This is a genomic window from Burkholderia sp. R-40 (assembly GCF_049942845.1).
GTDB classification, from domain to species: domain Bacteria; phylum Pseudomonadota; class Gammaproteobacteria; order Burkholderiales; family Burkholderiaceae; genus Burkholderia; species Burkholderia ambifaria.
In genome coordinates this window covers 2,007,606-2,027,567 of sequence record NZ_CP187968.1, presented here as the reverse complement: position 1 = coordinate 2,027,567, position 19,962 = coordinate 2,007,606, and the positions used below count along the sequence as shown (strand labels likewise).

The window sequence follows — 19,962 nt, the reverse complement described above, 5'->3', positions numbered from 1 at the left end:
CGTATTCTCATCACCCTGCCGCGCGTCGCGCACGCTCGAGCAGCCATTGCGCGCCGGCGCCATCGCCGCCGACGTCGAGCAAGGTCGCCAGATGCGTCAGCGCTTCGTGGTGCGTCGGCCGCAGATATAGCGCCTTCCGGTAGAAGTCGCCCGCTTCCGCGACACGCCCGCACGCATCCGCGATCAGCCCGTTCAGGTAGAACGCGTCCGCGTGCGGCCCGGCGTGCGCGGAGAATCGCGCGAGCACGCGCTCAGCCTCGTCGAACGCACCCGCGTTGGCCAGCGCCTGCGCTTCCTCGAGCGTTGGGGTGGCGGCGTCGGCGGGTGGTGGTGGCGGGGCTGCGTTGGGTGCATTGGCTGCGTTGGGTGCGGTGGCTGCGGTGGCTGCGTTGGTCGCGTGGGCTGCGCGGGCTGCGGTGGTTGCGTTGGCCGCGTTGGCCGCGTTGGTCGCGCTGGCCGCATGGCCTGCATGGCCTGCATGGCCTGCATGGCCTGCGTGGGCTGCATGGCCTGCGTGGGCTGCGTGACCTGCGTGGCCTGCGGTGGCTGCGACGGTCAGCGAGCCGGCGCGCAGGTCGGCCAGCCGCTCGAACGCCGTCGGGCGCTCGGCCGGCGCGAGCCCGGCGGGCGACGCCGCGTTACCACTCCACGTCGGCGGCACGACGGCCAGCAGCGGGCGCGCCGCGGCGGGCGGCGCCACCGTCAAGCGCTCGGCACGCCGGTACGGCGCAACCGCGGGCGCGGGCGCGGGCCTCGGTGCCGCATACCGCGCCGCGCTCGCGTCCGCCACCGCCCCCACCGCCGCACCGCCATGATCGCGATGAAACGCGAACGCCAGCGGCACGCGCGCCGAACGCATCCCGTGCCGCATCGCGACGCCCGTTTCGGCGGGACCGACGAACAGCATCCCGTCGTCGGCGAGCCAGCTTTCGAGCGAACCGATCACGCGGTCCTGCGCGTCGCGGTCGAAGTAGATCAGCACGTTGCGGCAGAACACGAAATCGTAGCGAATGCCCGTATCGACGCCCGGTTCGATCAGGTTTGCCTGGCGAAACTGGACGCGCGCACGCACGCGCTCGTCGAGCAGCCAGCCGTCGGCGGCCGGCGTGAAGTAGCGCGCGCGGAACTCGGTGGCCGTGCCGCGAAACGCATTGCGCCCGTAGCAGCCGAGCCGCGCGTGTTCGATCGCGCGCGCGCTCAGGTCGAGCGCATCGATCATGAAGCTGGCCGGATCGAGCCCGGCGTCGAGCAGTGCCATCGCCGCCGAATACGGCTCCTCGCCGGTCGAGCACGGCGCGCTCAGCACGCGGATCACACGCCCGGGCGTCGCGGCAAGCCGCTCGAGTGCAAGCCGCGCGAGCGTCGCGAACGCCTCGCGATCGCGGAAGAACCACGTCTCCGGCACGACGAACAGCTCGATCAGCGCGCGCCGTTCGTCGGCCGACGCGTTGAGCTGCTGCCAGTAAGCGTCGAGCGCCTCCGGCGTGACGGCCGGCCGCGCCGCCGACGGCAGCCGCTCGCCGTCGCTCTGCAGCGCGTGCACGCGCTCGGTCAGCGCGCGGCTCAGGAAATCGTTGCCGAGCGAATCGGGGTCGATGCCGGTCTCGCGCAGCAGCCAGCCGCGAAATCGCGAATCGGATTCTTTCATGCGGACTCCCCTCCGTGGCCCGGCAGGCCGTCGAACAGATACAGGCGCGCAACGTCGTCGATCAGATCGGATACCGACACCTGCTGCACGATTCCGTCAGGCGTGTTCGCGACGTGCCCGAGCCAGCGCGTGCGCGCGGTCGACACGCCGCTGGCGCGGAATGCCGTGCGATCGATTCGCAGCGTCTGCGTCGCGCGCTCGACGATCAGGCCGATCACGCGCTCGCGGTCGAGCGGCTCGACGCGGTAGCGCACCATCACCAGCCGCGTCGAACGCAGCGCATGCGCGCGCCGCCCGAGCGCCAGCATCGGCACGTCGATCACGGGCACCGGCTGACCGCCGCGCATCAGCAGCCCGGCGATCCAGTCGGGCGCGCCGGGCACGACCTTGGTGGTCGCGAGCGGCAACACTTCGTCGATGTCGGCCGCGTCGAGCGCATAGCGCTCGCCGTCGAGCTCGAACATCAGGAACAGCGCATGCGCGCCGCCGTGCGACTCGGCGCGCGTCACGCGTCGACCTTGAAGCGCGACACGCTGGTGCGCAACTGGTTCGCGACCAGCGTCAGGTCATCGATCGCCTGCGACGACTGGCGCAGCGATTCGGCCGTCTGCTGTGCGGCTTCCGACAGCTGCGACAGCGCCTGCGTGATCTGCTCCGCGCCGTTCGCCTGCGTCTGCATCCCTTCGTTGACCATCTGGAACCGCGGCGAAAGCGTCTGCACCTCGGCGATGATCTGCGACAGCTGCCCGCCGACCTGCTGCACGTCGAGCATCCCGCGGCGCACTTCCTCGGAGAACTTGTCCATCCCCATCACGCCCGCCGACACGGCCGACTGGATCTCCTTCACCGTCTGCTCGATGTCGTAGGTCGCGACCGCCGTCTGATCGGCGAGGCGGCGGATCTCGGTCGCGACGACCGCGAAGCCGCGGCCGTACTCGCCGGCCTTCTCGGCCTCGATCGCCGCGTTCAGCGACAGCAGGTTGGTCTGGTCGGCCACCTTGGTGATCGTCGCGACGACCTGGTTGATGTTCAGCGCCTTCTCGTTGAGGATCGCGAGCTTCGCGTTCACCGAACCGGCCGCGTCCATCACGCTGCGCATCGTCTCGCCCATCCGCGTGAGGCCGCTCTGGCTCGCGCCCGCGAGCGTCGCCGACTGCTCGGCCACGCCGGCCACCTCGTTCATCGTGCGCAGCAGGTCGCGCGAGGTCGCGAAGATCTCGCGCGACGTCGCGCCGATCTCGGTCGTCGTCGCCGCGGTTTCGTTGGCGGTCGCCTGCTGCTCGCGCGACGTCGCCGCGATTTCGGCCACCGACGTCGTCACCTGCAGCGACGACTGCTGCGCGCGCGCGACGAGCTCGGTCAGTTCGTCGGCCATCCGGTTGAAGCCCGTTTCCAGCGTGCCGAACTCATCATGACGGCGCAGATCGAGGCGGCGCGTCAGGTTGCCGGTGCGCATCACGTCGTGCACTTCCACGAGCCGCGCCATCGGCACGGTGACCGCGCGGAACAGCCCGTAGCCGAGCGCGAGCGCGGACAGCAGCACGAGGCCCAGCGCCAGCGCGAGCACGACCTCGGTGTCCTGCACGGACTGGCGAATCAGCTTCGCGGAAGTGTCGGCGAACTTGCGGTTCTCCTGCACCAGGATATTCGCGTTGCGCACGACTTCGGTCCATGCGGGCAGCGTCCGCGCGTAGGCTGCGACGGCTTCCTCGCGCGACACGCGGCTCTTCTGGATCGCATCGTTGAGCAGCGGCACGTAGCGATCGTAGGAACCGCGGAACGTCGAGAAACGCTGCCGGTCGTCATCGCGGAACGTCGTGTTCTGGTAGTCGACCGACAACGACTCGACTTCCTTGAGCGCCTCGGAGATCTTCGCGAAATCGCGCTGCACGAGTTCGGGATCGGTATCGACGAACGTCGCCTGCTGCAGCATCGCGAACGATTCGTTGACCGAGCCGCGCAGCGACGCCGCGAGATAGACGCCGGGCAGCGAATCGCGTTCGATGCTGACGGCTTCGGTGTTGATCGCATGCAGACGCTCGTAGGACACGCCGGCGGTCACCAGCATCAGCACGAACAGCACGCCGAAGCTGAGCAGGATGCGGTTGCCGAGCGTCAGCCGGCCAGCGCCGATCGTCGGATGCAGACTTTCATTGGTCGCGCGGGGCGTCACGGTGGCCATGTTCGTTATGGGCTTTCTAAAATCAGCGTTGAAAAAAACCGCGCCCGCCTGCACGCCGCACGGCGCGCCACGAGCGCATCGTCTGCGGGCGGCACGGCACCGGGGGGCCGCGCCGCGAAATCACCGGTCCGCTTGCGCCGGCAGCCGGAGCGCGACCATGAAGCCGCGCGCCGTATTGCGCATCAGGATCTGGCCGCGATGCCGCGCGGCCGTCGCGCGCACGAACGCGAGCCCGAGGCCGAAGCCGCTGCGCGCCGCGCCATGCACGGATTCGAGCCGCACGAACGACTCGGTCGCGGCCGTGCGCTGCTCGGGCGCGATGCCGCTGCCGGCGTCCTCGACGCCGATCAGCCACGCGCCGTCGTCGTCGCCCAGCGTGCAATGCACGTCCGTGCCGGCCGGACCGTATTTCAGCGCGTTGTCGATCAGGTTCGCGACCGCGCGCGTGAGCATCATGCGGTCGCCCATCGTCACGCACTCGGTGTCGGGCACGTGGGCCACGACGCGGCTGCCGAAGCCGGCCGCCCTCTCCCACAGCTGATCGACGGCGTCGAGCACGATCTCGTTCAGACTCAGCACCTCGTGCGCGCGGCGTTCCGACTGCGCGCGGGTCAAGTGGATGAAGCCGTCGGCAAGCGCCAGCGCGCGCCGTGCATGGCCGGCAATGCGCTCCATGATCGCCGGCATGTCGCCGTGCTCGCTGCGATAAACCTCGAGCAGCGCGAGAATCGACGTCTGCGGCGAGCGCATGTCGTGCGACAGGAAATCCAGCGCTTCGTCGCGCTGCCGCGACATCAGGTACGAATTCGAGTGATAGCGGATGCGCGCCGTCAGCTCCATCGCGTCCGGGAGCTTCACGAGATAGTCGTTCGCGCCGGCGATGAACGCCTCGCGCTTGACGATCGGCTCCTCTTTCGCCGACAGCACGATGATCGGCACGCGTGCGGTGTCGGCGTCCGCGCGCCACGCGCGAACGAGGTCGAGGCCGTCGATTTCCGGCATCACGAGGTCCTGCAGGATAACCGTCGGCTTCACGTCGCGCGCGACCGCCATCGCCCGGTGTGCGTCGGTGCACACATGCAGGTCGATATCGTGCTCGCTGCGCAGCGCGCGGCGGATCACCTCGCCCACGAACGGCTGATCGTCGACGAGCAGAACCGATAGCCCCGACTCGAGACAATCCGGCGCATTTTCACCGCTCGATTCTTTCATAAATACCGTTTCAAACGCCAAATCTCCAATTGATTCTTTCATAGGAGTTGTTTATCCGACTTGGACGCCATCTTAATTTAGCGGTTGAGAAATCCGCCTGTTGTTGCCGACCTGGCCTGTCGGCATTGCCTCACGGGGATCCGAGCGCCGATTTTCCCCCGACGACGGTCGTATTACCTCCGCGTGCTTTCTCTCAATAAAGATAACCGGCTGATTCTAAATGAAATTAGAACACAGCATCTATCTCCTTCCGGTTTAGTTTTGCCAAATATGGTGAAAGAGAGGGATTCAGTTAAATCAGATCATTTCCGGACGCGAAAGACGATAACGTTTGCGAAGCCGGTGCCACGAGGCTTGCATGCGCTGCAAGGCTCGCGTGTCGGAGGTATTGGGGCCGGATTCCTGTGCGATGGAATCGGGGGAGATGGAGGGGGGAAAGTCGCGCGCCGCGACCGGATCGGCCGCGACGCGAATGCCCGGCCGGCCGGAGCCGGAGCCGGAGCCGGAGCCGGAGCCGGAGCCGGAGCCGGAGCCGGAGCCGGCAACCGCAATCGCAACCGCGACGCCCACGCCGACGCCGACGGCGTGTGGCGTGTGGCGTGTGGCGTGCGGCCGTGCGCCGTGCGCCGTGCGCCGTGCGCCGTGCGCCGTGCGGCAGCCTACCCGCGCGCGTGCTGCGCGGACACTTCCTGCAGATCGAGATCCCGCTCGAGCATGTGCAGCATCTCGTCGTGGATGCGCCCCGAACGATGCAGGCGCAACAATTCCGCACGTCCGGCCTTGATCGCGGCCAGCACGACGTCGTAGTGCGCGGTGCGCACCTCCGCCGGATACGCCGGCTCGTTCTTCGCCCGCTCGGTCAGTTGCGCGCGATACGTGTATTGCTCCAGCAGGCGCGGGTGAATCACGTTGCCGCGCTCGTCGCGCACCAGCGGCTGGATCGCCGCGAGCTGCGCCGCCTCGATGTGCGCCCACGCCATCGGCTCGGTCAGGTGATGCGCGGCGCGCGCTTCGTGCAGAGGCAGGCGCAGCAGCCGGATCAGCGGCCCGATGGTCGTGCCCTGCAGCAGCACGGTGACGAGGATCACCGCGAACGACGCGACCAGGATCACGTCGCGGCCCGGCATCGCCTCCGGCAACGACAGCGCGATCGCCAGCGTCACGACCCCGCGCATCCCGGCCCAGCTCATGATCGTCGCGGCCTTCCAGTCGGGTGCGAAACCGCGCCCGACGATCCCGCGCACCGGCAGCTTCAGCGCCTCGACCGCATAGATCCACACGAAGCGCGACACGACCACCGCCGCCAGCACCGCGAGCACCGGCGGCACCATCGTGGCGAGCACCTGCTCGAAACCGCCGAGCCGGTGGATCGCGCCGCGCAGCGACAGCCCGATCAGCACGAACACCATCGCCTCGAGCAGGAACACGATGACCTGCCAGAACGCTGTGCCGCGCGTGCGCACGGCGGCCGAAAACACCTCGTGCTGATGCCAGCCGACGATCATGCCGGCCGTCACGGTCGCGATCACGCCCGACACCTCGACCATCTCGCCCGCGATGTATGCGATCCAGCCGGCGATCACCGCGACGGTAATCACCAGATAGTCGTCGTCGAGCAGCTTCAGGAACCACACGACGAGCTTGCCGACCAGGTAGCCGACCACGACGCCGCCGAGCCCGAGCTCCGCGAAGCGCACGACCGCGTGCTCGAAACTGAACGCGCCCGTCAGCGCCGCAGCGACCGCGAAGCGGAACAGCACCAGGCCGGCCGCATCGTTCAACAGGCTTTCCCCTTCGAGCAACACCATCAGCCGGCGCGGCAGCGCGACGCGTTCGAGCACCGCCTTCGCGGCCACCGCGTCGGGCGGCGACACGATCGCGCCGAGCGCGAAGCACGCGGCCCACGGCAGCGACGGCACGACCCAGTGCACGGCCAAGCCGACCGCGAACGTCGTGAACACCACCGCGCCGATCGCGAGCATCAGGATGCCGCCGACGTTGCGCTTGAACTCCTCCCATACGGAGAAATACGCGCCGTCCATCAGCAGCGGCGGCAGGAACACGAGCAGCACGAGTTCCGGATCGAGATTGATCGGCGGCAGACCGGGAATGAACGCGATGCCGATGCCGCCGATCAGCAGCGCGGCCGCGGGCGGCAGCCGCAACCGCTTGGCGATGCATTCGAGCGCGACGATCGCGAGAAACGACAACAGAACCAGCTTGAATGCCGAGACGGGGGACATGAATCGACCTTGTGGAGAATGAATGCGCACGCCAACCGGTGTCGTACCCTGGTTGGCCATTTCGCGCGATTACATCACGACGCGATGCCGGGAGTCGAGCGCGTTCGGCTGGCGCCGCGCGCGGTGCCGCGTCGATACCACACGGCGGGGAATCGCCGCGCCCGTCCGCGGGTGCCGAAATGAAAAACGGCACGCGGGCCGGCGCGATCCCGCGATCGCCAGCCCGCGTGCCGCCTTGCCGCCTGCGATCGCGCTAGCGGCGCCGCACGACCATCAGCCGCGGCTCGGTCATGTCCTCGATCGCGTAGCGGATCCCTTCTCGGCCGAGACCCGAGTCCTTCACGCCGCCATACGGCATGTTGTCGACCCGGAACGACGGCACGTCGTTGATCACGACGCCGCCCACCTCCAGCTCGTCCCACGCGCGCTGCGCATGCGCGAGCGAATCGGTGAACACGCCGGCCTGCAGCCCGAAGTCGCTGTCGTTCACGCTCGCCAGCGCATCGTCGAAGCGGTCGAACTTCTCGAGGATCGCGACCGGGCCGAACGCCTCCTTGCGGTACAGGTCCTGCTCGCGGCCGACGTTTTCCAGCAGCGTCGCCTCGAACATCGCGCCGTCGACCTTGCCGCCCGCGACGATCTTCGCGCCCGCCGCGACGGCCGCATCCATCCAGCCGGACAGCCGGCGCGATTCGGATTCGGAGATCATCGGGCCGACGAACGTCGACGGATCCTTCGGATCGCCCATCTTCAGCGAGCGCGTCTTCGCGATCAGCTTGTCCCGCAGCGCGTCGTACAGATCGGTATGCACGAGGATGCGCTGCACGCCGATACAGCTCTGGCCCGACTGGTAATACGCGCCGAACGCGAGACGCTCGACCACGTAGTCGAGCTGGTCGTGCTGGTCCGAATCGACGATCGCCGCCGCGTTGCCGCCGAGTTCGAGCACGACTTTCTTCTTGCCGGCCTTCTCCTTCAGCGCCCAGCCGACGGCCGGCGAGCCCGTGAACGACAGCAGCTTGAAGCGCTCGTCGGTCGTGAACAGATCCGCGCCGTCGCGATGCGCAGGCAGCACCGAGAACGCGCCCTTCGGCAGGTCGGTTTCCGCGAGCACCTCGCCGATGATCAGCGCGCCGATCGGCGTGCGGCTCGCGGGCTTCAGCACGAACGGGCAGCCGGCCGCCAACGCGGGGGCGACCTTGTGCGCGGCGAGGTTCAGCGGGAAGTTGAACGGCGAGATGAACGAGCACGGGCCGATCGGCACGCGCCGCGTATAGCCCGTGTAGCCTTGCGCACGCGCCGAGATCTCGAGGTTGATCACTTCGCCGTCGATGCGCACCGACTCCTCCGACGCGACGCGGAACGTATCGATCAGCCGCGTCACTTCGCCCTTCGAATCGTTGATCGGCTTGCCGGCCTCGATGCACAGCGCCTCGGCCAGCTCGTCGAAACGCTCGCGAAAGCGCGCGACGCAGTGATCGAGCACCGCCTGCCGCTTGTAGGCCGGCAACTCGCGCATCGGCTTCGCGGCATCGACCGCCGCGCCGATGGCCGCATCGATCGCCTTCGCGTCGGCGAGCGCGACGCGCGTCGCGACCTTGCCGCTGAACTTGTCGGTCACGTCGAGATCGGTGTTCGCGTAGACGGCTTCGTTGGCCAGGTAATACGGATAGGTATCCTTCAACATGGAACGCTCCTTCCGGTGAACTGCGGATTCAGAGTTGCGCCGACAGGCGCTTGATTTCGCGGTTGAGCACGCGCTCGTTGTCCGAATAGTCGATCGGCACGTCGATCACGTGCACGCCCGGCGTCGCGAAGCAGTCGCGCAGCAGCGGCTCGAGATCGTCGGCCGCTTCGACGCGATGCCCATGCGCGCCATAGCTCTGCGCATACGACACGAAATCGGGATTTTTCAGCGTCATCGCGAAATCGGGGAAATTCATGTTCTCCTGCTTCCAGCGGATCATCCCGAACGCATCGTCGCGCAGGATCATCACGACGAGGTCGAGCTTCAGCCGCACGGCCGTTTCGAGTTCCTGCGAATTCATCATGAAGCCGCCGTCGCCGCACACGGCGATCACCTTGCGCTGCGGATGCACGATCTTCGTCGCGATCGCCGACGGCAGGCCCGCGCCCATCGACGCGAGCGCGTTGTCGAGCAGCAACGAGTTCGGTTCGTGCGCACGCCAGTAGCGCGCGAACCAGATCTTGTACATCCCGTTGTCGAGGCAGACGATGCCGTCCACCGGCAACGCGTTGTACAGGTCGTTCACGATCCGCACCGGATACATCGGGAAGCGCGGGTCGTGCTGGCCCTTCTGCAGGTGCGCGTCGAAATGCTCCTTGATCATCGTGAAGCGCTCGAAATCCCAGTGCGGCTGGCGCGTGACCGCTTCCTTCATCTGCCATACCGCGTTCGCGATGTCGCCGACCACCTCGATCTGCGGGAAATAGACGGGATCGACCTGCGCGCCGAGGAAGTTCACGTGGATCACCGTCTTGTCGTCCGCGCGCATGAAGAACGGCGGCTTCTCGATTACGTCGTGGCCGACGTTGATGATGCAGTCCGCATGCTCGATCGCGCGATGCACGAAGTCGCCGTCCGACAGCGTCGCGTTGCCGAGCCACAGCGGATGCGTTTCGTCGATCACGCCCTTGCCCATCTGCGTGGTGAAGAACGGGATGCCCGTCTTGTCGACGAATTCGAGCAGCATCTTGCAGGTCGTCTTGCGGTTGCCGCCCGCGCCGATCATCAACAGCGGATGGCGCGCGGCCTGGATCGCGTCGATCGCGTGCGCGACCGCCTTCTCCTCGGCGATCGGCCGCCGGCTGTAGCTGCGCGGAATCGGCTTTCCGTCGCCCTCCTCGTGCGCGATGTCCTCCGGCAGTTCGAGGTGCGCGGCGCCCGGACGCTCCTCTTCCGCGCGGCGAAACGCCTCGCGCACCGCCGACGGAATGTTGCCGATCGACACGATCTGCCGCGTGAACTTCGTCAGCGGCTGCATCATGTCGACGACGTCGACGATCTGGAAGTGGCCCTGCTTGCTGGACTTGATCGGCTTCTGCCCGGTGATCATCAGCATCGGCATGCCGCCGAGCTGCGCATACGCCGCGGCCGTCACGAAGTTGGTCGCACCCGGCCCGAGCGTCGCGAGACACACGCCGGTGCGGCCCGTCAGGCGGCCGTAGGTGGCGGCCATGAAACCGGCCGCCTGCTCGTGCCGGGTCAGCACGAGCTTGATCTTCGAGCGCCGCAGCGATTCGAGCAGATCGAGGTTTTCCTCGCCGGGAATGCCGAATACATACTCGACGCCTTCGGCTTCCAGCGCCTTCACGAACAGATCCGATGCTTTCATGGGGACTCTCGGTTATGCCGCCTGCCCGGCTTACGGGCGCGCGACGTTCAGAACGCGCGCCGGCCTACGGCACGCGGACGCTTTACCTACTGGACACAAACCACGACACGGCACGCGCGCGGCAAGCACGCGCGGTCGACAAGGACGTTTTTGATTGTAGACGGATTCGCGCAATCCCGACTTCGACCGAATGGCCGAGGCCTGCCCCGCGGACGGATCGGCCTGATGGCCAATTCGACGTCAAACGGCGCGCGCGGCCCTACTGTGGAGGCAACCGAATTCCACTCATCGAACCTGTGAACCATGGTTGACATGCTGCGATTCATGCCATACAGTGCACCAACATTCAGTATCCGGACCACCGACGTCTTCGACGCGTGGTTTGCCGGCCTGCAGGATCGCGTCGCGAAGCGCCGCATCCAGGCGCGCATCGACCGTCTGTCGATGGGCAATCCGGGCGACTGGAAATCCGCCGGCTCCCCCGTCGTCGAAATGCGTATCGATCACGGGCCCGGCTATCGCGTCTACTACGTCAGGCGCGAAACGATATGGGTGATCCTGCTCTGCGGCGGCGACAAGTCGACGCAACAGGCGGACATCCGCGCCGCGCACGCGATGCTCGCGCGGCTCGACCTGGAGTGATCGATGGACAAGATCAAGACGCGGCCGTGGGATTCGGCCGAACACCTGAAAACCGACGACGACATGGCCGACTACTTCGAGGCCTGTCTGCAGGAAGCCGGCGACGACCCGGCCTTCATCGCGCATGCGCTCGGCGTGATCGCCCGCGCACGCGGCATGTCGCAGGTCGCGCGCGACGCGGGCCTGTCGCGCGAAGGGCTGTACAAGGCGCTGTCGCACGACGGCAATCCGAGCTTCGGCACGATCCTGAAAGTGATCAAGGCGCTCGGCCTGCAACTGCACGGCGCGAAGGCGCACGCGTGAGTCGCCGGCGCGCGAAGGCGCGCAATGTACACGATGGCCGCGATGGCCACGTCAATGCAACCATCCGCCGGCCCAATGCGGCACCAGCGACACCACGTATAGCCCGAGCCCAATGAGCCCGCCGACCAGCGTGCCGTTGATGCGGATGTACTGCAGGTCCTTGCCGATATTCAGCTCGATCTGCCGCGACATTTCGCGCGCATCCCAGTTGCGAACCGTATCGCGGATGTGACGCATCAGGAAATCCGCGAAATCCGGTGCGATCTCGTGCACGGCCTTCTCGATATGCTCGTTCATCGACGCGCGCAACGCCGGGCTTTCCGCGAGGCGCGCGCCGAGCCAGCCGCCCAGCGTCGCGGCCTGCCGATGCAGCGACGAATCCGGGCGCGCGAGATCGGCCTTCAGCCACGCGCGCAACTGGTCCCACAGATCGCGCGCATAGTCGTTGAACGCGTCGCCGTCGCGGATGTAGCGCTTGATCTCGTCGCCCTTCGCGATGAACATGGGATCATGCTTCAGCCGCTCGGTCAGCCGCACGACCGTGCGGTCGAAGCGCTGCCGCAGCTCGTGTTCGGGATCGGCCGCCACGCCCTCGAGCACGCGGCTCACCGCGCTCGCCAGCATGCGCGCGCCGTTCTCGCCGAACCACTGCGTCGGCATGATCTTCTCGACCTTCGGATATTGCGTCTTCAGCCATTCGACGATGAAGCCCGCGATCACCTCGCGGTTCTCCTCCTTGTCGAGCACGTCGACCACCTGTTCGATCGCGTCGTCGAGCAGCGCCTGGTGCCGGCCGTCCTTCGTCAGCGTGTCGAGAATCACGCCGGCCGATTGCGACAGGTCGATCCGGTCGATCACCGCGCGGAACGCATCGCGGACGAACGACTGGATCCGCGCATCGTCGGTCATGTCGAGTGCGAAGCTCATCAGCTTCGTCACGTAGCCGCCGAGCGCGTCGGTGTTCGCCGGCTCGCCGAGCCATGCGCCGAGCTTGCTGGCGGGATCGTGCTGGCGAATCTGCGCGGCGAGCGCGTCGGGGCCGAGGAATTTCTCGCGCACGAACACCGCGAGGTTGTCGGCGATCTTGTCCTTGTTCTTCGGAATGATCTCGGTGTGGCGCGACACGAACGGGATCGGCACGCGCCGGAACAGCGCGACGACCGCGAACCAGTCGGCCAGCGCGCCGACCATCGCGGCCTCGGCCACTGCCTTGATACCGTCGACCCACGGGCCGCGCGGCAACAGGATCGTCGTGACGAACACCGCGACGGCGGCGAGCAGCAGCCATAGCGCGCGGCGCTTGCTGCGCTTCAGTTCGAGGGCTTTGTCTGGCGTCATGGGCGACCGGTGAAACGGCAATGCCGTTAATATGCACCGATCGCCGGCCCACGACAAACCCGCGCGCATCGCGCGCGCCGGGACGGTTGCCCGGAAGGCATTCCTTCGATCGACTTTCCGGCTGCCCGCCGACGGACGCCGGGCACCGACGCGAACCCGGCCGCGCGGGCCGCGTTCGCGCGCTGCGTCAAAGGAACGTCTTCAGGTTCACCGCCGGGTCGGCGAGCTTCACCGGGTCGGGCACAGCCCCTGCCGCGATCAGCCGGCGCGACGCGCCGATGTCGCGCCCGAGGTTCGCCGCGGCCACCGCGACGATCCTGCCATCGTCGCCCAGCCCAAACACCGTGAACGGCCCGCTCGCCGGATCGCCGCGCACGACGGTCGTGCGTTCGCTGCCGAACAGGCCGAGCATCTGCAGGTTGCAGTCATACTGATCGGACCACAGCCACGGCAGCTCGGCATAGGTTTCGTCCGCGCCGAGCAGGTTCGCGGCCGCGACGGCCGGCTGGTTTTCCGCGACCTGCCACGACTCGATCCGCACGTGACGCCCGAGCAGCGGATTGAAGTGCATCGTCACCTCGCCCGCCGCGAAGATCGCGTGATCGGCCGTGCGGCAGCCCGCATCGACGCGGATCCCGTTGTCGATCTCGAGGCCGGCCGCCTGCGCGAGCTCGACGTTCGGCACGACGCCGATCCCGACCACGACGATATCGGCCGGCACGTCGCCGCGATCGGTCTCGACGATCGCACCGCCGCCCGCCGCGCGGCGAATCGCGCGCGGCAGCGTCGCCATCTGAAAGTTCACGCCGTGCGCGTCATGCAGTTGCCGCGCATATGCGCCGACGACTTCCGGCAACGCACGCTGCAGCAAGCGCGGCGCCGGGTCGATCACCGTCACGTCGCAGCCGCGCTGGCGCGCCGCGGCCGCCACTTCCAGGCCGATGAAACCGCCGCCGAGCACCGCCACGCGACGCCCAGGCGCGAGCTGCGCGCGCAACGCACGCGCGTCGGCAACGGTGCGCACGTAATGCGCAACGACGCCTTCGTCGACCGGGCCGCCGAACGCACGCACCCGCGAACCCGTCGCAAGCACGAGCCGTGCGTACGGCAACGTCGCGCCGTCGTCGAGCCGCACACGCCGCGCATCGCGTTCGATCCCATCGACACGCGTGCCGAGCCGCAGCTCGACGCGCTGCGCGTCGTACCACGCGGCATCGCGGATGAACGCGCGCTGTTCGCCGCCGTCGCTCAGCAGCGCGTCCTTCGACAGCGCGGGCCGGTCGTACGGCAGCTCGCGCTCCGCGCCGATCATCACGATGCGCGCATCGGCATCGCGCGCGCGCAGCACCTCGGCCGTGCGCCGCGCCGCGTGGCCGGCGCCGACGATCACGAACGGGTCAGTCGACATTGACTTCCACCTGCCCGTCGACGATCCGGATCGGATAGGTCCGCACCGACTCGGTGATCGGCGCGCATTTCGGCGCACCCGTGCGAATGTCGATGAGCCCCTGGTGCAGCGGGCACTCGACGCAGCCGTCCTCCACATAGCCTTCGGACAGGCGCGCGTGACCATGGGAACAGAGGTCGTGCATCGCGAACAGTTCGTCGCCGATCCGGAACACCGCGATCGGCTTCTGGCCGGCGACGCGCGCCGCCGGTTCGTCTTCGGAGAATTCGTCGAATGCGCCCAGCGGATGCCATTCGGCGAGCGTTGCTTCGGTCATGTCGTTTCCTTGGCTGTCAGATCGGGGTCGCGAGCAGCGTCTGCACGCGCGACGTGTCGTAGATCACGCGCTTGGTCTTGTAGCGCAGCCCGTCGGGCGTGCGCACGACCGTGTCGTAGTACTTGCCGGCCTGGTACACGTTCGATTCGCCGTTGCTGCGCGTCTGCACGACCACGTAGTTGCTCTCGGTGTCGATCTCACCGTCGCGCTCGGCGACGATCGTGAGGCCCGACGTCATGTGCCGATACGTGTGCTCTTCATAGATGTTCGCGTGCCGCAGCGACACCACGCGATCGCGCAGCATCCGCTGGTTCGTGCAGTGGACGATCCCGACCGGCAGCCCGAGATCCGCGTTCTCCTTCGGCACGATCTCGTACGTGCAATCCTCGGTGAACATTTCCGGCCAGTGTTCGAGCCGGTCGTTGTCGAGGTGGCCGATGTAGCGGTTCTGGAGCATGTAAATCTCGAACCACGTCTTCATGTCTTCCGTCAGGTTTTCCATCATTCCGCGCTCCCGCTTCGATAGCCCATCAGCTTCTGGTAGCCGACCCAGAACTTGCGGATCAGGCTTTCGGTGATCACCGTGTCCTGCTGGTCCGGATTGCCGCGCGACATCTCGATCACCGACGTCGCATCGGCGTCGCGCACCGTGCCGCGCTGCACGAGCTCGGTCGCCTCGGTGTCCTCCATCGAGATGTAACCGGCCGGCCCGACCAGGTTCGCCTGCTTGATGCGCAGCGCGCGCAGCTCGGGCGTGTCGTCCGCGTAGCCGAAGAAGTGAAAGATCAGCTCGAAGTTGTCCGGCCCCTTCGGCAGGATCTGGCGCGCGACCAGCGTGTTGTGGATCTGCTGGATCACGAGCTGCGGGAAGATCGGCTGGATATGGTTCGTGCAGTCCTCGTCGTATTCGGACACGAGATCGAGGATCGACTCGTCTTCCAGATGGAAGCCCTCGTCGAACGAGCGGATGTTCTGCTGCTTGTACGCGGCCGACGTGTCGTCGCCCGTCTTCGTCACCGTGATGATGCTGTGCAGCCCGTGATTCGCATCCGGAATCGAGCGCGCCTTCATCCCGACGCGGAAGATGTTGAAGGTCGTATGGAACAGGTGCAGCATGCTCGCGTGATACGGGTCCTTCACGTTCTCCATGTACAGCTTCCAGTTCGACTTCGAATACTGTCTCGTGCAACCGAGATACTCGATCGGCTTGTGGAATATCCGGTCGATCCATGGCCGCATCTGCTCGCCGAGATAATCCGGCAGCGGCATCACTTCATCGCTGAAGGTGGCGAACACGAGCCCGCGATAGCTGTCGACGCGCAGCTTGCGCAGCCCGTGCTGCTTCGGGTCGAAGTCGGCCGGCATCCCGGTCATCCCCTTCTGGCCGCGCCGGAACGGCACCCCGAGCAGGTTGCCCTCGTTGTCGAAGCTCCACTGGTGGTACACGCACGTGTGCGAGCTCGCGTTGCCGCGCGACTTGCGGCAGACCTGCGCGCCGCGGTGCGCGCAGCGGTTCACCCACGCGGACAGCGAGCCGTCCTCGGTGCGCGTGACGACGACCGGCGTGTCGCCGACGAACGTGCTCTTGAAGTCGCCGGCCTTCGGGATTTCCGCTTCCAGCGCGACGAAGTTCCACGTCGGCCCGCGGAAGATGCGTTCCTGCTCGCGATCGTAGACCGCGCGCGAGCTGAATACCTTGTAGGGCACGCGCGAGCCGTCGTCGTGCGGAAAACGCACATCGGACGCGTCGTCACGCGCGGCGAACACGACGGGCGATTCTGTCTGCTCCATGTCGGACTCCTTGTGGTTCCGGTTCGTTGATTGCATGGAGCCCATTTTTGAAAAGCTAATATTCGCCGTCTATCCGGAAAGTGCGATTGCGGCGGCGCAATATCCACTTTCGGCGGATTTCTGCGCTAGCATGGCGACACACGCGACCCGCGCCCGATCGCGACCCATTCGTCGGATCGAAGCGCGCGTCCACACCAAGGCCGATGCCCATGTCCCCAACGTCGTTCGAGCCGTATGCGCTGCGCGCGCACCGGCTGTTCGAATCCCGCGATCTCGACGAGACGCGCGAGCGGATCTCGCGCGTGATGCAGCCGCACGCACTGCTGCCGAGCGGCCGCGTGCAAGGCGCGTCGCACATGGATTTCGTGCGGCTCGGCGGGCTCGGGATCGGCACCATCGCATTCGGCGACGCGATGCGCGTGCAGGTCGACGCCGTCGACGGCTATTACCTGCTGATGTTCTGCCTGTCCGGGCAGGCGGAAGTCCACGCGATGGGACGCCAGCTCGGCGTCGACGGGCAGACCGGCGTGCTGTGCGCGCCCGGCGAGCGCTTCGATGCGGTGCTGTCCGCCGACTGCGAGCAGTTCGTGCTGCGCATCGACGCGGCGACCGTCGGCTCGCTCACCGGCGACCCGCGCGCGACGCTCGACCCCGTGCTGCACATCAGCGACGCCGCGCTTGCCGCGTGGCGCCAGCAGCTGATGCTCGTCGCCCGCTCGCCCGAACTGCTCGAACGCGCGAACGCCAATCCGCGCGTGGCGTCGCAGCTCGAGCACCTGCTGATCGACCTGCTGATCGAAGGCCACCCACCGTCCGTGCTGCGCGCGTCGCACCGCGACCCGGCGCCGGGTTTCGTGCGGCGCGCGCAGGAGTTCGTGAACGCGCACTATGCGCAGCCGCTGCAGCTCGCGGATATCGTCCAGGCCGCCAACGTGCCGGAACGGACGCTGCGCGACGCCTTCCTCCAGTTCCGCGGGATGAGCCCGATGCAGTACCTGCGCGCGACGCGGCTCGACCATGCGCGGGAATTGCTGCGCGGGTCGATGTCCGAGCGACGGATCGCCGATATCGCGCTCGATTGCGGGTTCACGCACCTCGGGCGGTTTGCGATCGCGTATCGGGAGAAGTTCGGCGAATCGCCGTCGGAGACGCTCGACGGCAAGCGGTAGGGGTGCGCTGCGTTGCCGGCTGCCGACTGGGTTGGGTTGCTGGGTCGGCTGGGTCGGCTGGGTCGGCTGGGTCGGCTCGGTCGGCTGGCTGGATCGGCTGGTCGGCGCGCTGCCCGCCTGCGTCACCGGCGAACCACATCGCATCGCGACGCCATCTCCACCTTCGACCGCGCGCGCCAAAACCGACCGTTAGTTGCAATCGGCGCGTGAAACAGCACCGCCCTTACCCCACCGGCACAATCATCTCCCTCGCGATCGCACAGAACGCGCTCGTCGCGGCACTTTCGCCGTGCAGCCGCCGGCTCATGATGATCGGCGACGTCGCCGTGGGTTCCGGCAGCCGCCGGTAGACGACGCCCCTCACGCGCACGCCCTCCACGCTTTCCGGCACCAGCGACACACCCACCTGCGCGGCGACAAGCCCGAGCGCCGTCTGCAGCTCGCGCACCTCGTGAACGGCCGCCGGCACCAGCGCGCCGTCGCGCAGCGCGGACAGCTGCTGATCCGCGAAGCTCGGCCGCGGCGTGCTCGGATAGACGATCAGCGTCTCGTTCGCGATATCCGCCAGCGTCAGCGGCCGTTCCGGGTCCGCGAGCGGATGCCCGACCGGCAGCGCCGCGATCAGCTTTTCCTCGATCAGCGCCTCGCGCACGAGCTGGTCGTCGTCGAAGCGCAGCCGGCCGAACCCGACGTCGATCCGCCCGCCCTTCAGCGCGCCGAGCTGTTCGAGCGTGAACATTTCGATCAGCGACAGCTCGACGGCCGGCTGCGCCTCGCGAAACGCCCGGATCACGTCCGGCAGCGCGCCATAGAGCGTCGACGGCACGAAGCCGATCACGATCCGCTCCGACAACTGCGCGAGCCGCCGCGTCAGCGGGCCGAGCTCGTCGGCCTGCTCGACGACGCGCTTCGCCTGCGCGTAGAACACGCGTCCCGCGTCGGTCAGTTTCAGCGGCCGCGCCCCGCGCTCGAACAGCGGCAACCCGAGCTCGTCCTCGACCGCCTGAAGCTGGCGGCTCAGCGGCGGCTGCGTCATGTGCAGCCGCTCCGCCGCCCGCGTGATGTTCATTTCTTCCGCGACCGCGATGAAGTACCGGAGCTGACGCAATTCCATTTCATGCCTCAAAGGTATGGAAGTAGTCGGAAAGAGTGTTGGACGACGCCGGGCGGGAATTCCTACCATGTGCACCAACAGGAGGAATCGCATGATAGCAACTGCCGCCACCATCGAACGCATTGACACGCTGCTCGTCGACGTGCCGACGATCAGGCCCCACAAACTGTCGGTCGCGACGATGAATTGCCAGACCCTCGTGCTGGTCCGCGTTCGATGCACGGACGGTATCGAAGGCGTCGGCGAGGCGACCACGATCGGCGGTCTCGCGTATGGCGAGGAGAGCCCCGAGAGCATCAAGGTCAACATCGACACCTACTTCGCGCCGCTGCTGCAAGGCATGGACGCAACGCGCCCGGGCGCCGCGATGGCGCGTGCGCGCAAGCTGTTCCAGGGCAACCGGTTCGCGAAGTGCGCGATCGAAACCGCGCTGTTCGACGCGCAGGCGCGCCGCCTCGGCGTGCCGCTGTCGGAACTGTTCGGCGGCCGCACGACCGACGCGGTCGACGTCGCATGGACGCTCGCGAGCGGCGACACGCAGCGCGACATCGCGGAAGCCGAGGCGATGCTCGACGCGCGCCGCCATCGCGCGTTCAAGCTGAAGATCGGGTCGAACGCGGTCGACGACGACGTTGCGCACGTGATCGCGATCAAGCGCGCGCTCGGCGAGCGCGGCGACGTCCGCGTCGACGTGAACCAGGCCTGGAGCGAAACCGACGCGATCCGGGCTGGCGCGCGACTCGCGGACGCCGGCGTGAGCCTCGTCGAGCAACCCATCGCCGCGAGCAATCGCGCGGGGCTGAAACGCCTCACGCAGCTCGCGCAAATTCCGATCATGGCCGACGAAGCGCTGCACGGCCCCGTCGATGCGTTCGCGCTCGCGCAGGACCGCGCGGCCGACGTGTTCGCGGTGAAGATCGCGCAATCGGGCGGCCTGCTCGGCGCGGCGAGCGTCGCATCGATCGCGTCGGCGGCCGGCATCGACCTGTACGGCGGCACGATGCTCGAGGGCGCGGCCGGCACGATGGCGTCCGCGCAGTTGTTCAGCACGTTCGGCTCGCTGAAATGGGGCACCGAGCTGTTCGGCCCGCTGCTGCTCACCGAGGAGATTCTCGTCGAGCCGCTGCGTTACCAGGATTTCAAGCTACACCTGCCGGCGACGCCCGGCCTCGGCATCACCTTCGACTGGGCTCGCATCGAACGGATGCGACGCGACGCCCGCTGATCCCACCCCACACGA

At 67.5% G+C, this 19,962-nt stretch carries 18 protein-coding genes; 4 read left to right on the top strand and 14 right to left on the bottom strand.

Annotated features, from left to right (window positions below):
* Positions 1–10: 10 nt before the first annotated feature.
* The 8 genes from ACP26O_RS25510 to ACP26O_RS25475 all read right to left on the bottom strand — a co-directional run bounded on the left by ACP26O_RS25510 (position 11) and on the right by ACP26O_RS25475 (position 10,641).
* Complete coding sequence (locus ACP26O_RS25510) at positions 11–1,648, bottom strand: CheR family methyltransferase (protein WP_175663191.1); 1,638 nt, start codon at positions 1,646–1,648, stop codon at positions 11–13.
* Positions 1,645–2,157, bottom strand: coding sequence for a chemotaxis protein CheW (locus tag ACP26O_RS25505; RefSeq protein WP_006750237.1), 513 nt, complete (start codon positions 2,155–2,157; stop codon positions 1,645–1,647). Before ACP26O_RS25505 ends, ACP26O_RS25510 begins: the two co-directional genes overlap by 4 nt.
* Complete coding sequence (locus ACP26O_RS25500) at positions 2,154–3,830, bottom strand: methyl-accepting chemotaxis protein (RefSeq protein WP_011660423.1); 1,677 nt, start codon at positions 3,828–3,830, stop codon at positions 2,154–2,156. Before ACP26O_RS25500 ends, ACP26O_RS25505 begins: the two co-directional genes overlap by 4 nt.
* A gap of 120 nt (positions 3,831–3,950) precedes the next feature.
* Positions 3,951–5,084, bottom strand: coding sequence for a hybrid sensor histidine kinase/response regulator (locus ACP26O_RS25495; RefSeq protein WP_105830070.1), 1,134 nt, complete (start codon positions 5,082–5,084; stop codon positions 3,951–3,953).
* Positions 5,085–5,339: 255 nt separating this feature from the next.
* Complete coding sequence (locus tag ACP26O_RS25490; RefSeq protein ID WP_426356338.1) at positions 5,340–5,612, bottom strand: hypothetical protein; 273 nt, start codon at positions 5,610–5,612, stop codon at positions 5,340–5,342.
* Positions 5,613–5,701: 89 nt separating this feature from the next.
* On the bottom strand, positions 5,702–7,285 hold the full coding sequence (locus ACP26O_RS25485) for a Na+/H+ antiporter (RefSeq protein WP_175663193.1): 1,584 nt from the start codon (positions 7,283–7,285) through the stop codon (positions 5,702–5,704).
* Positions 7,286–7,538: 253 nt separating this feature from the next.
* Complete coding sequence (locus ACP26O_RS25480) at positions 7,539–8,972, bottom strand: aldehyde dehydrogenase family protein (RefSeq protein WP_175663194.1); 1,434 nt, start codon at positions 8,970–8,972, stop codon at positions 7,539–7,541.
* Positions 8,973–9,000: 28 nt separating this feature from the next.
* Positions 9,001–10,641: an acetolactate synthase large subunit gene (locus ACP26O_RS25475; protein ID WP_012365545.1), complete on the bottom strand. Its 1,641-nt coding sequence runs from the start codon at positions 10,639–10,641 to the stop codon at positions 9,001–9,003.
* A 324-nt stretch (positions 10,642–10,965) separates the two neighbouring features.
* On the opposite strand from ACP26O_RS25475, the gene ACP26O_RS25470 reads away from it, so the two are divergent.
* The gene (locus ACP26O_RS25470; RefSeq protein WP_175663195.1) at positions 10,966–11,283 is read left to right on the top strand and encodes a type II toxin-antitoxin system RelE/ParE family toxin; all 318 of its coding nucleotides are present in this window, start codon (positions 10,966–10,968) and stop codon (positions 11,281–11,283) included.
* A gap of 3 nt (positions 11,284–11,286) precedes the next feature.
* Positions 11,287–11,586: an addiction module antidote protein gene (locus ACP26O_RS25465; protein ID WP_006750245.1), complete on the top strand. Its 300-nt coding sequence runs from the start codon at positions 11,287–11,289 to the stop codon at positions 11,584–11,586.
* A 51-nt stretch (positions 11,587–11,637) separates the two neighbouring features.
* On the opposite strand, the gene ACP26O_RS25460 is transcribed toward ACP26O_RS25465, so the two are convergent.
* The 5 genes from ACP26O_RS25460 to andAc all read right to left on the bottom strand — a co-directional run bounded on the left by ACP26O_RS25460 (position 11,638) and on the right by andAc (position 16,439).
* Entirely contained in the window at positions 11,638–12,924 is a 1,287-nt protein-coding gene (locus ACP26O_RS25460; RefSeq protein WP_175663196.1) for a DUF445 domain-containing protein, read from the bottom strand.
* A 187-nt stretch (positions 12,925–13,111) separates the two neighbouring features.
* On the bottom strand, positions 13,112–14,332 hold the full coding sequence (gene andAa, locus ACP26O_RS25455) for an anthranilate 1,2-dioxygenase system ferredoxin--NAD(+) reductase (RefSeq protein ID WP_175663197.1): 1,221 nt from the start codon (positions 14,330–14,332) through the stop codon (positions 13,112–13,114).
* Complete coding sequence (gene andAb / locus ACP26O_RS25450; protein WP_175663198.1) at positions 14,322–14,648, bottom strand: anthranilate 1,2-dioxygenase ferredoxin subunit AndAb; 327 nt, start codon at positions 14,646–14,648, stop codon at positions 14,322–14,324. The genes andAa and andAb overlap by 11 nt, the downstream gene beginning before the upstream one ends.
* Before the next feature lie 16 nt (positions 14,649–14,664).
* Positions 14,665–15,153: an anthranilate 1,2-dioxygenase small subunit AndAd gene (gene andAd / locus ACP26O_RS25445; protein WP_105830064.1), complete on the bottom strand. Its 489-nt coding sequence runs from the start codon at positions 15,151–15,153 to the stop codon at positions 14,665–14,667.
* The gene (gene andAc, locus ACP26O_RS25440) at positions 15,150–16,439 is read right to left on the bottom strand and encodes an anthranilate 1,2-dioxygenase large subunit AndAc (protein ID WP_126226708.1); all 1,290 of its coding nucleotides are present in this window, start codon (positions 16,437–16,439) and stop codon (positions 15,150–15,152) included. Before andAc ends, andAd begins: the two co-directional genes overlap by 4 nt.
* A gap of 209 nt (positions 16,440–16,648) precedes the next feature.
* Between andAc and andR the strand changes: the two genes are divergently transcribed.
* A complete protein-coding gene (andR, locus tag ACP26O_RS25435) occupies positions 16,649–17,608 on the top strand; it encodes an anthranilate 1,2-dioxygenase regulatory protein AndR (RefSeq protein ID WP_175663199.1) in 960 nt (319 codons plus the stop codon).
* Positions 17,609–17,831: 223 nt separating this feature from the next.
* Here the strand turns inward: andR and ACP26O_RS25430 are convergent, their stop codons facing one another.
* The gene (locus ACP26O_RS25430) at positions 17,832–18,722 is read right to left on the bottom strand and encodes a LysR family transcriptional regulator (RefSeq protein WP_175663201.1); all 891 of its coding nucleotides are present in this window, start codon (positions 18,720–18,722) and stop codon (positions 17,832–17,834) included.
* A gap of 91 nt (positions 18,723–18,813) precedes the next feature.
* Here ACP26O_RS25430 and ACP26O_RS25425 point away from each other — a divergent pair, with 91 nt between their 5' ends.
* Positions 18,814–19,947, top strand: a complete 1,134-nt coding sequence (locus tag ACP26O_RS25425) for a muconate/chloromuconate family cycloisomerase (RefSeq protein ID WP_175663202.1) — start codon at positions 18,814–18,816, stop codon at positions 19,945–19,947.
* Positions 19,948–19,962: the final 15 nt, after the last annotated feature.

Bases quoted from the DNA above. Each gene is read 5' to 3' on its own strand.
- ACP26O_RS25510 (WP_175663191.1), bottom strand. From the start codon at position 1,648: ATGAAAGAATCCGATTCGCGATTTCGCGGCTGGCTGCTGCGCGAGACC.
- ACP26O_RS25500 (WP_011660423.1), bottom strand. From the start codon at position 3,830: ATGGCCACCGTGACGCCCCGCGCGACCAATGAAAGTCTGCATCCGACG.
- ACP26O_RS25495 (WP_105830070.1), bottom strand. From the start codon at position 5,084: ATGAAAGAATCAATTGGAGATTTGGCGTTTGAAACGGTATTTATGAAA.
- ACP26O_RS25485 (WP_175663193.1), bottom strand. From the start codon at position 7,285: ATGTCCCCCGTCTCGGCATTCAAGCTGGTTCTGTTGTCGTTTCTCGCG.
- ACP26O_RS25480 (WP_175663194.1), bottom strand. From the start codon at position 8,972: ATGTTGAAGGATACCTATCCGTATTACCTGGCCAACGAAGCCGTCTAC.
- ACP26O_RS25475 (WP_012365545.1), bottom strand. From the start codon at position 10,641: ATGAAAGCATCGGATCTGTTCGTGAAGGCGCTGGAAGCCGAAGGCGTC.
- ACP26O_RS25470 (WP_175663195.1), top strand. From the start codon at position 10,966: ATGCCATACAGTGCACCAACATTCAGTATCCGGACCACCGACGTCTTC.
- ACP26O_RS25465 (WP_006750245.1), top strand. From the start codon at position 11,287: ATGGACAAGATCAAGACGCGGCCGTGGGATTCGGCCGAACACCTGAAA.
- ACP26O_RS25460 (WP_175663196.1), bottom strand. From the start codon at position 12,924: ATGACGCCAGACAAAGCCCTCGAACTGAAGCGCAGCAAGCGCCGCGCG.
- andAa (WP_175663197.1), bottom strand. From the start codon at position 14,332: ATGTCGACTGACCCGTTCGTGATCGTCGGCGCCGGCCACGCGGCGCGG.
- andAb (WP_175663198.1), bottom strand. From the start codon at position 14,648: ATGACCGAAGCAACGCTCGCCGAATGGCATCCGCTGGGCGCATTCGAC.
- andAd (WP_105830064.1), bottom strand. From the start codon at position 15,153: ATGATGGAAAACCTGACGGAAGACATGAAGACGTGGTTCGAGATTTAC.
- andAc (WP_126226708.1), bottom strand. From the start codon at position 16,439: ATGGAGCAGACAGAATCGCCCGTCGTGTTCGCCGCGCGTGACGACGCG.
- andR (WP_175663199.1), top strand. From the start codon at position 16,649: ATGTCCCCAACGTCGTTCGAGCCGTATGCGCTGCGCGCGCACCGGCTG.
- ACP26O_RS25430 (WP_175663201.1), bottom strand. From the start codon at position 18,722: ATGGAATTGCGTCAGCTCCGGTACTTCATCGCGGTCGCGGAAGAAATG.
- ACP26O_RS25425 (WP_175663202.1), top strand. From the start codon at position 18,814: ATGATAGCAACTGCCGCCACCATCGAACGCATTGACACGCTGCTCGTC.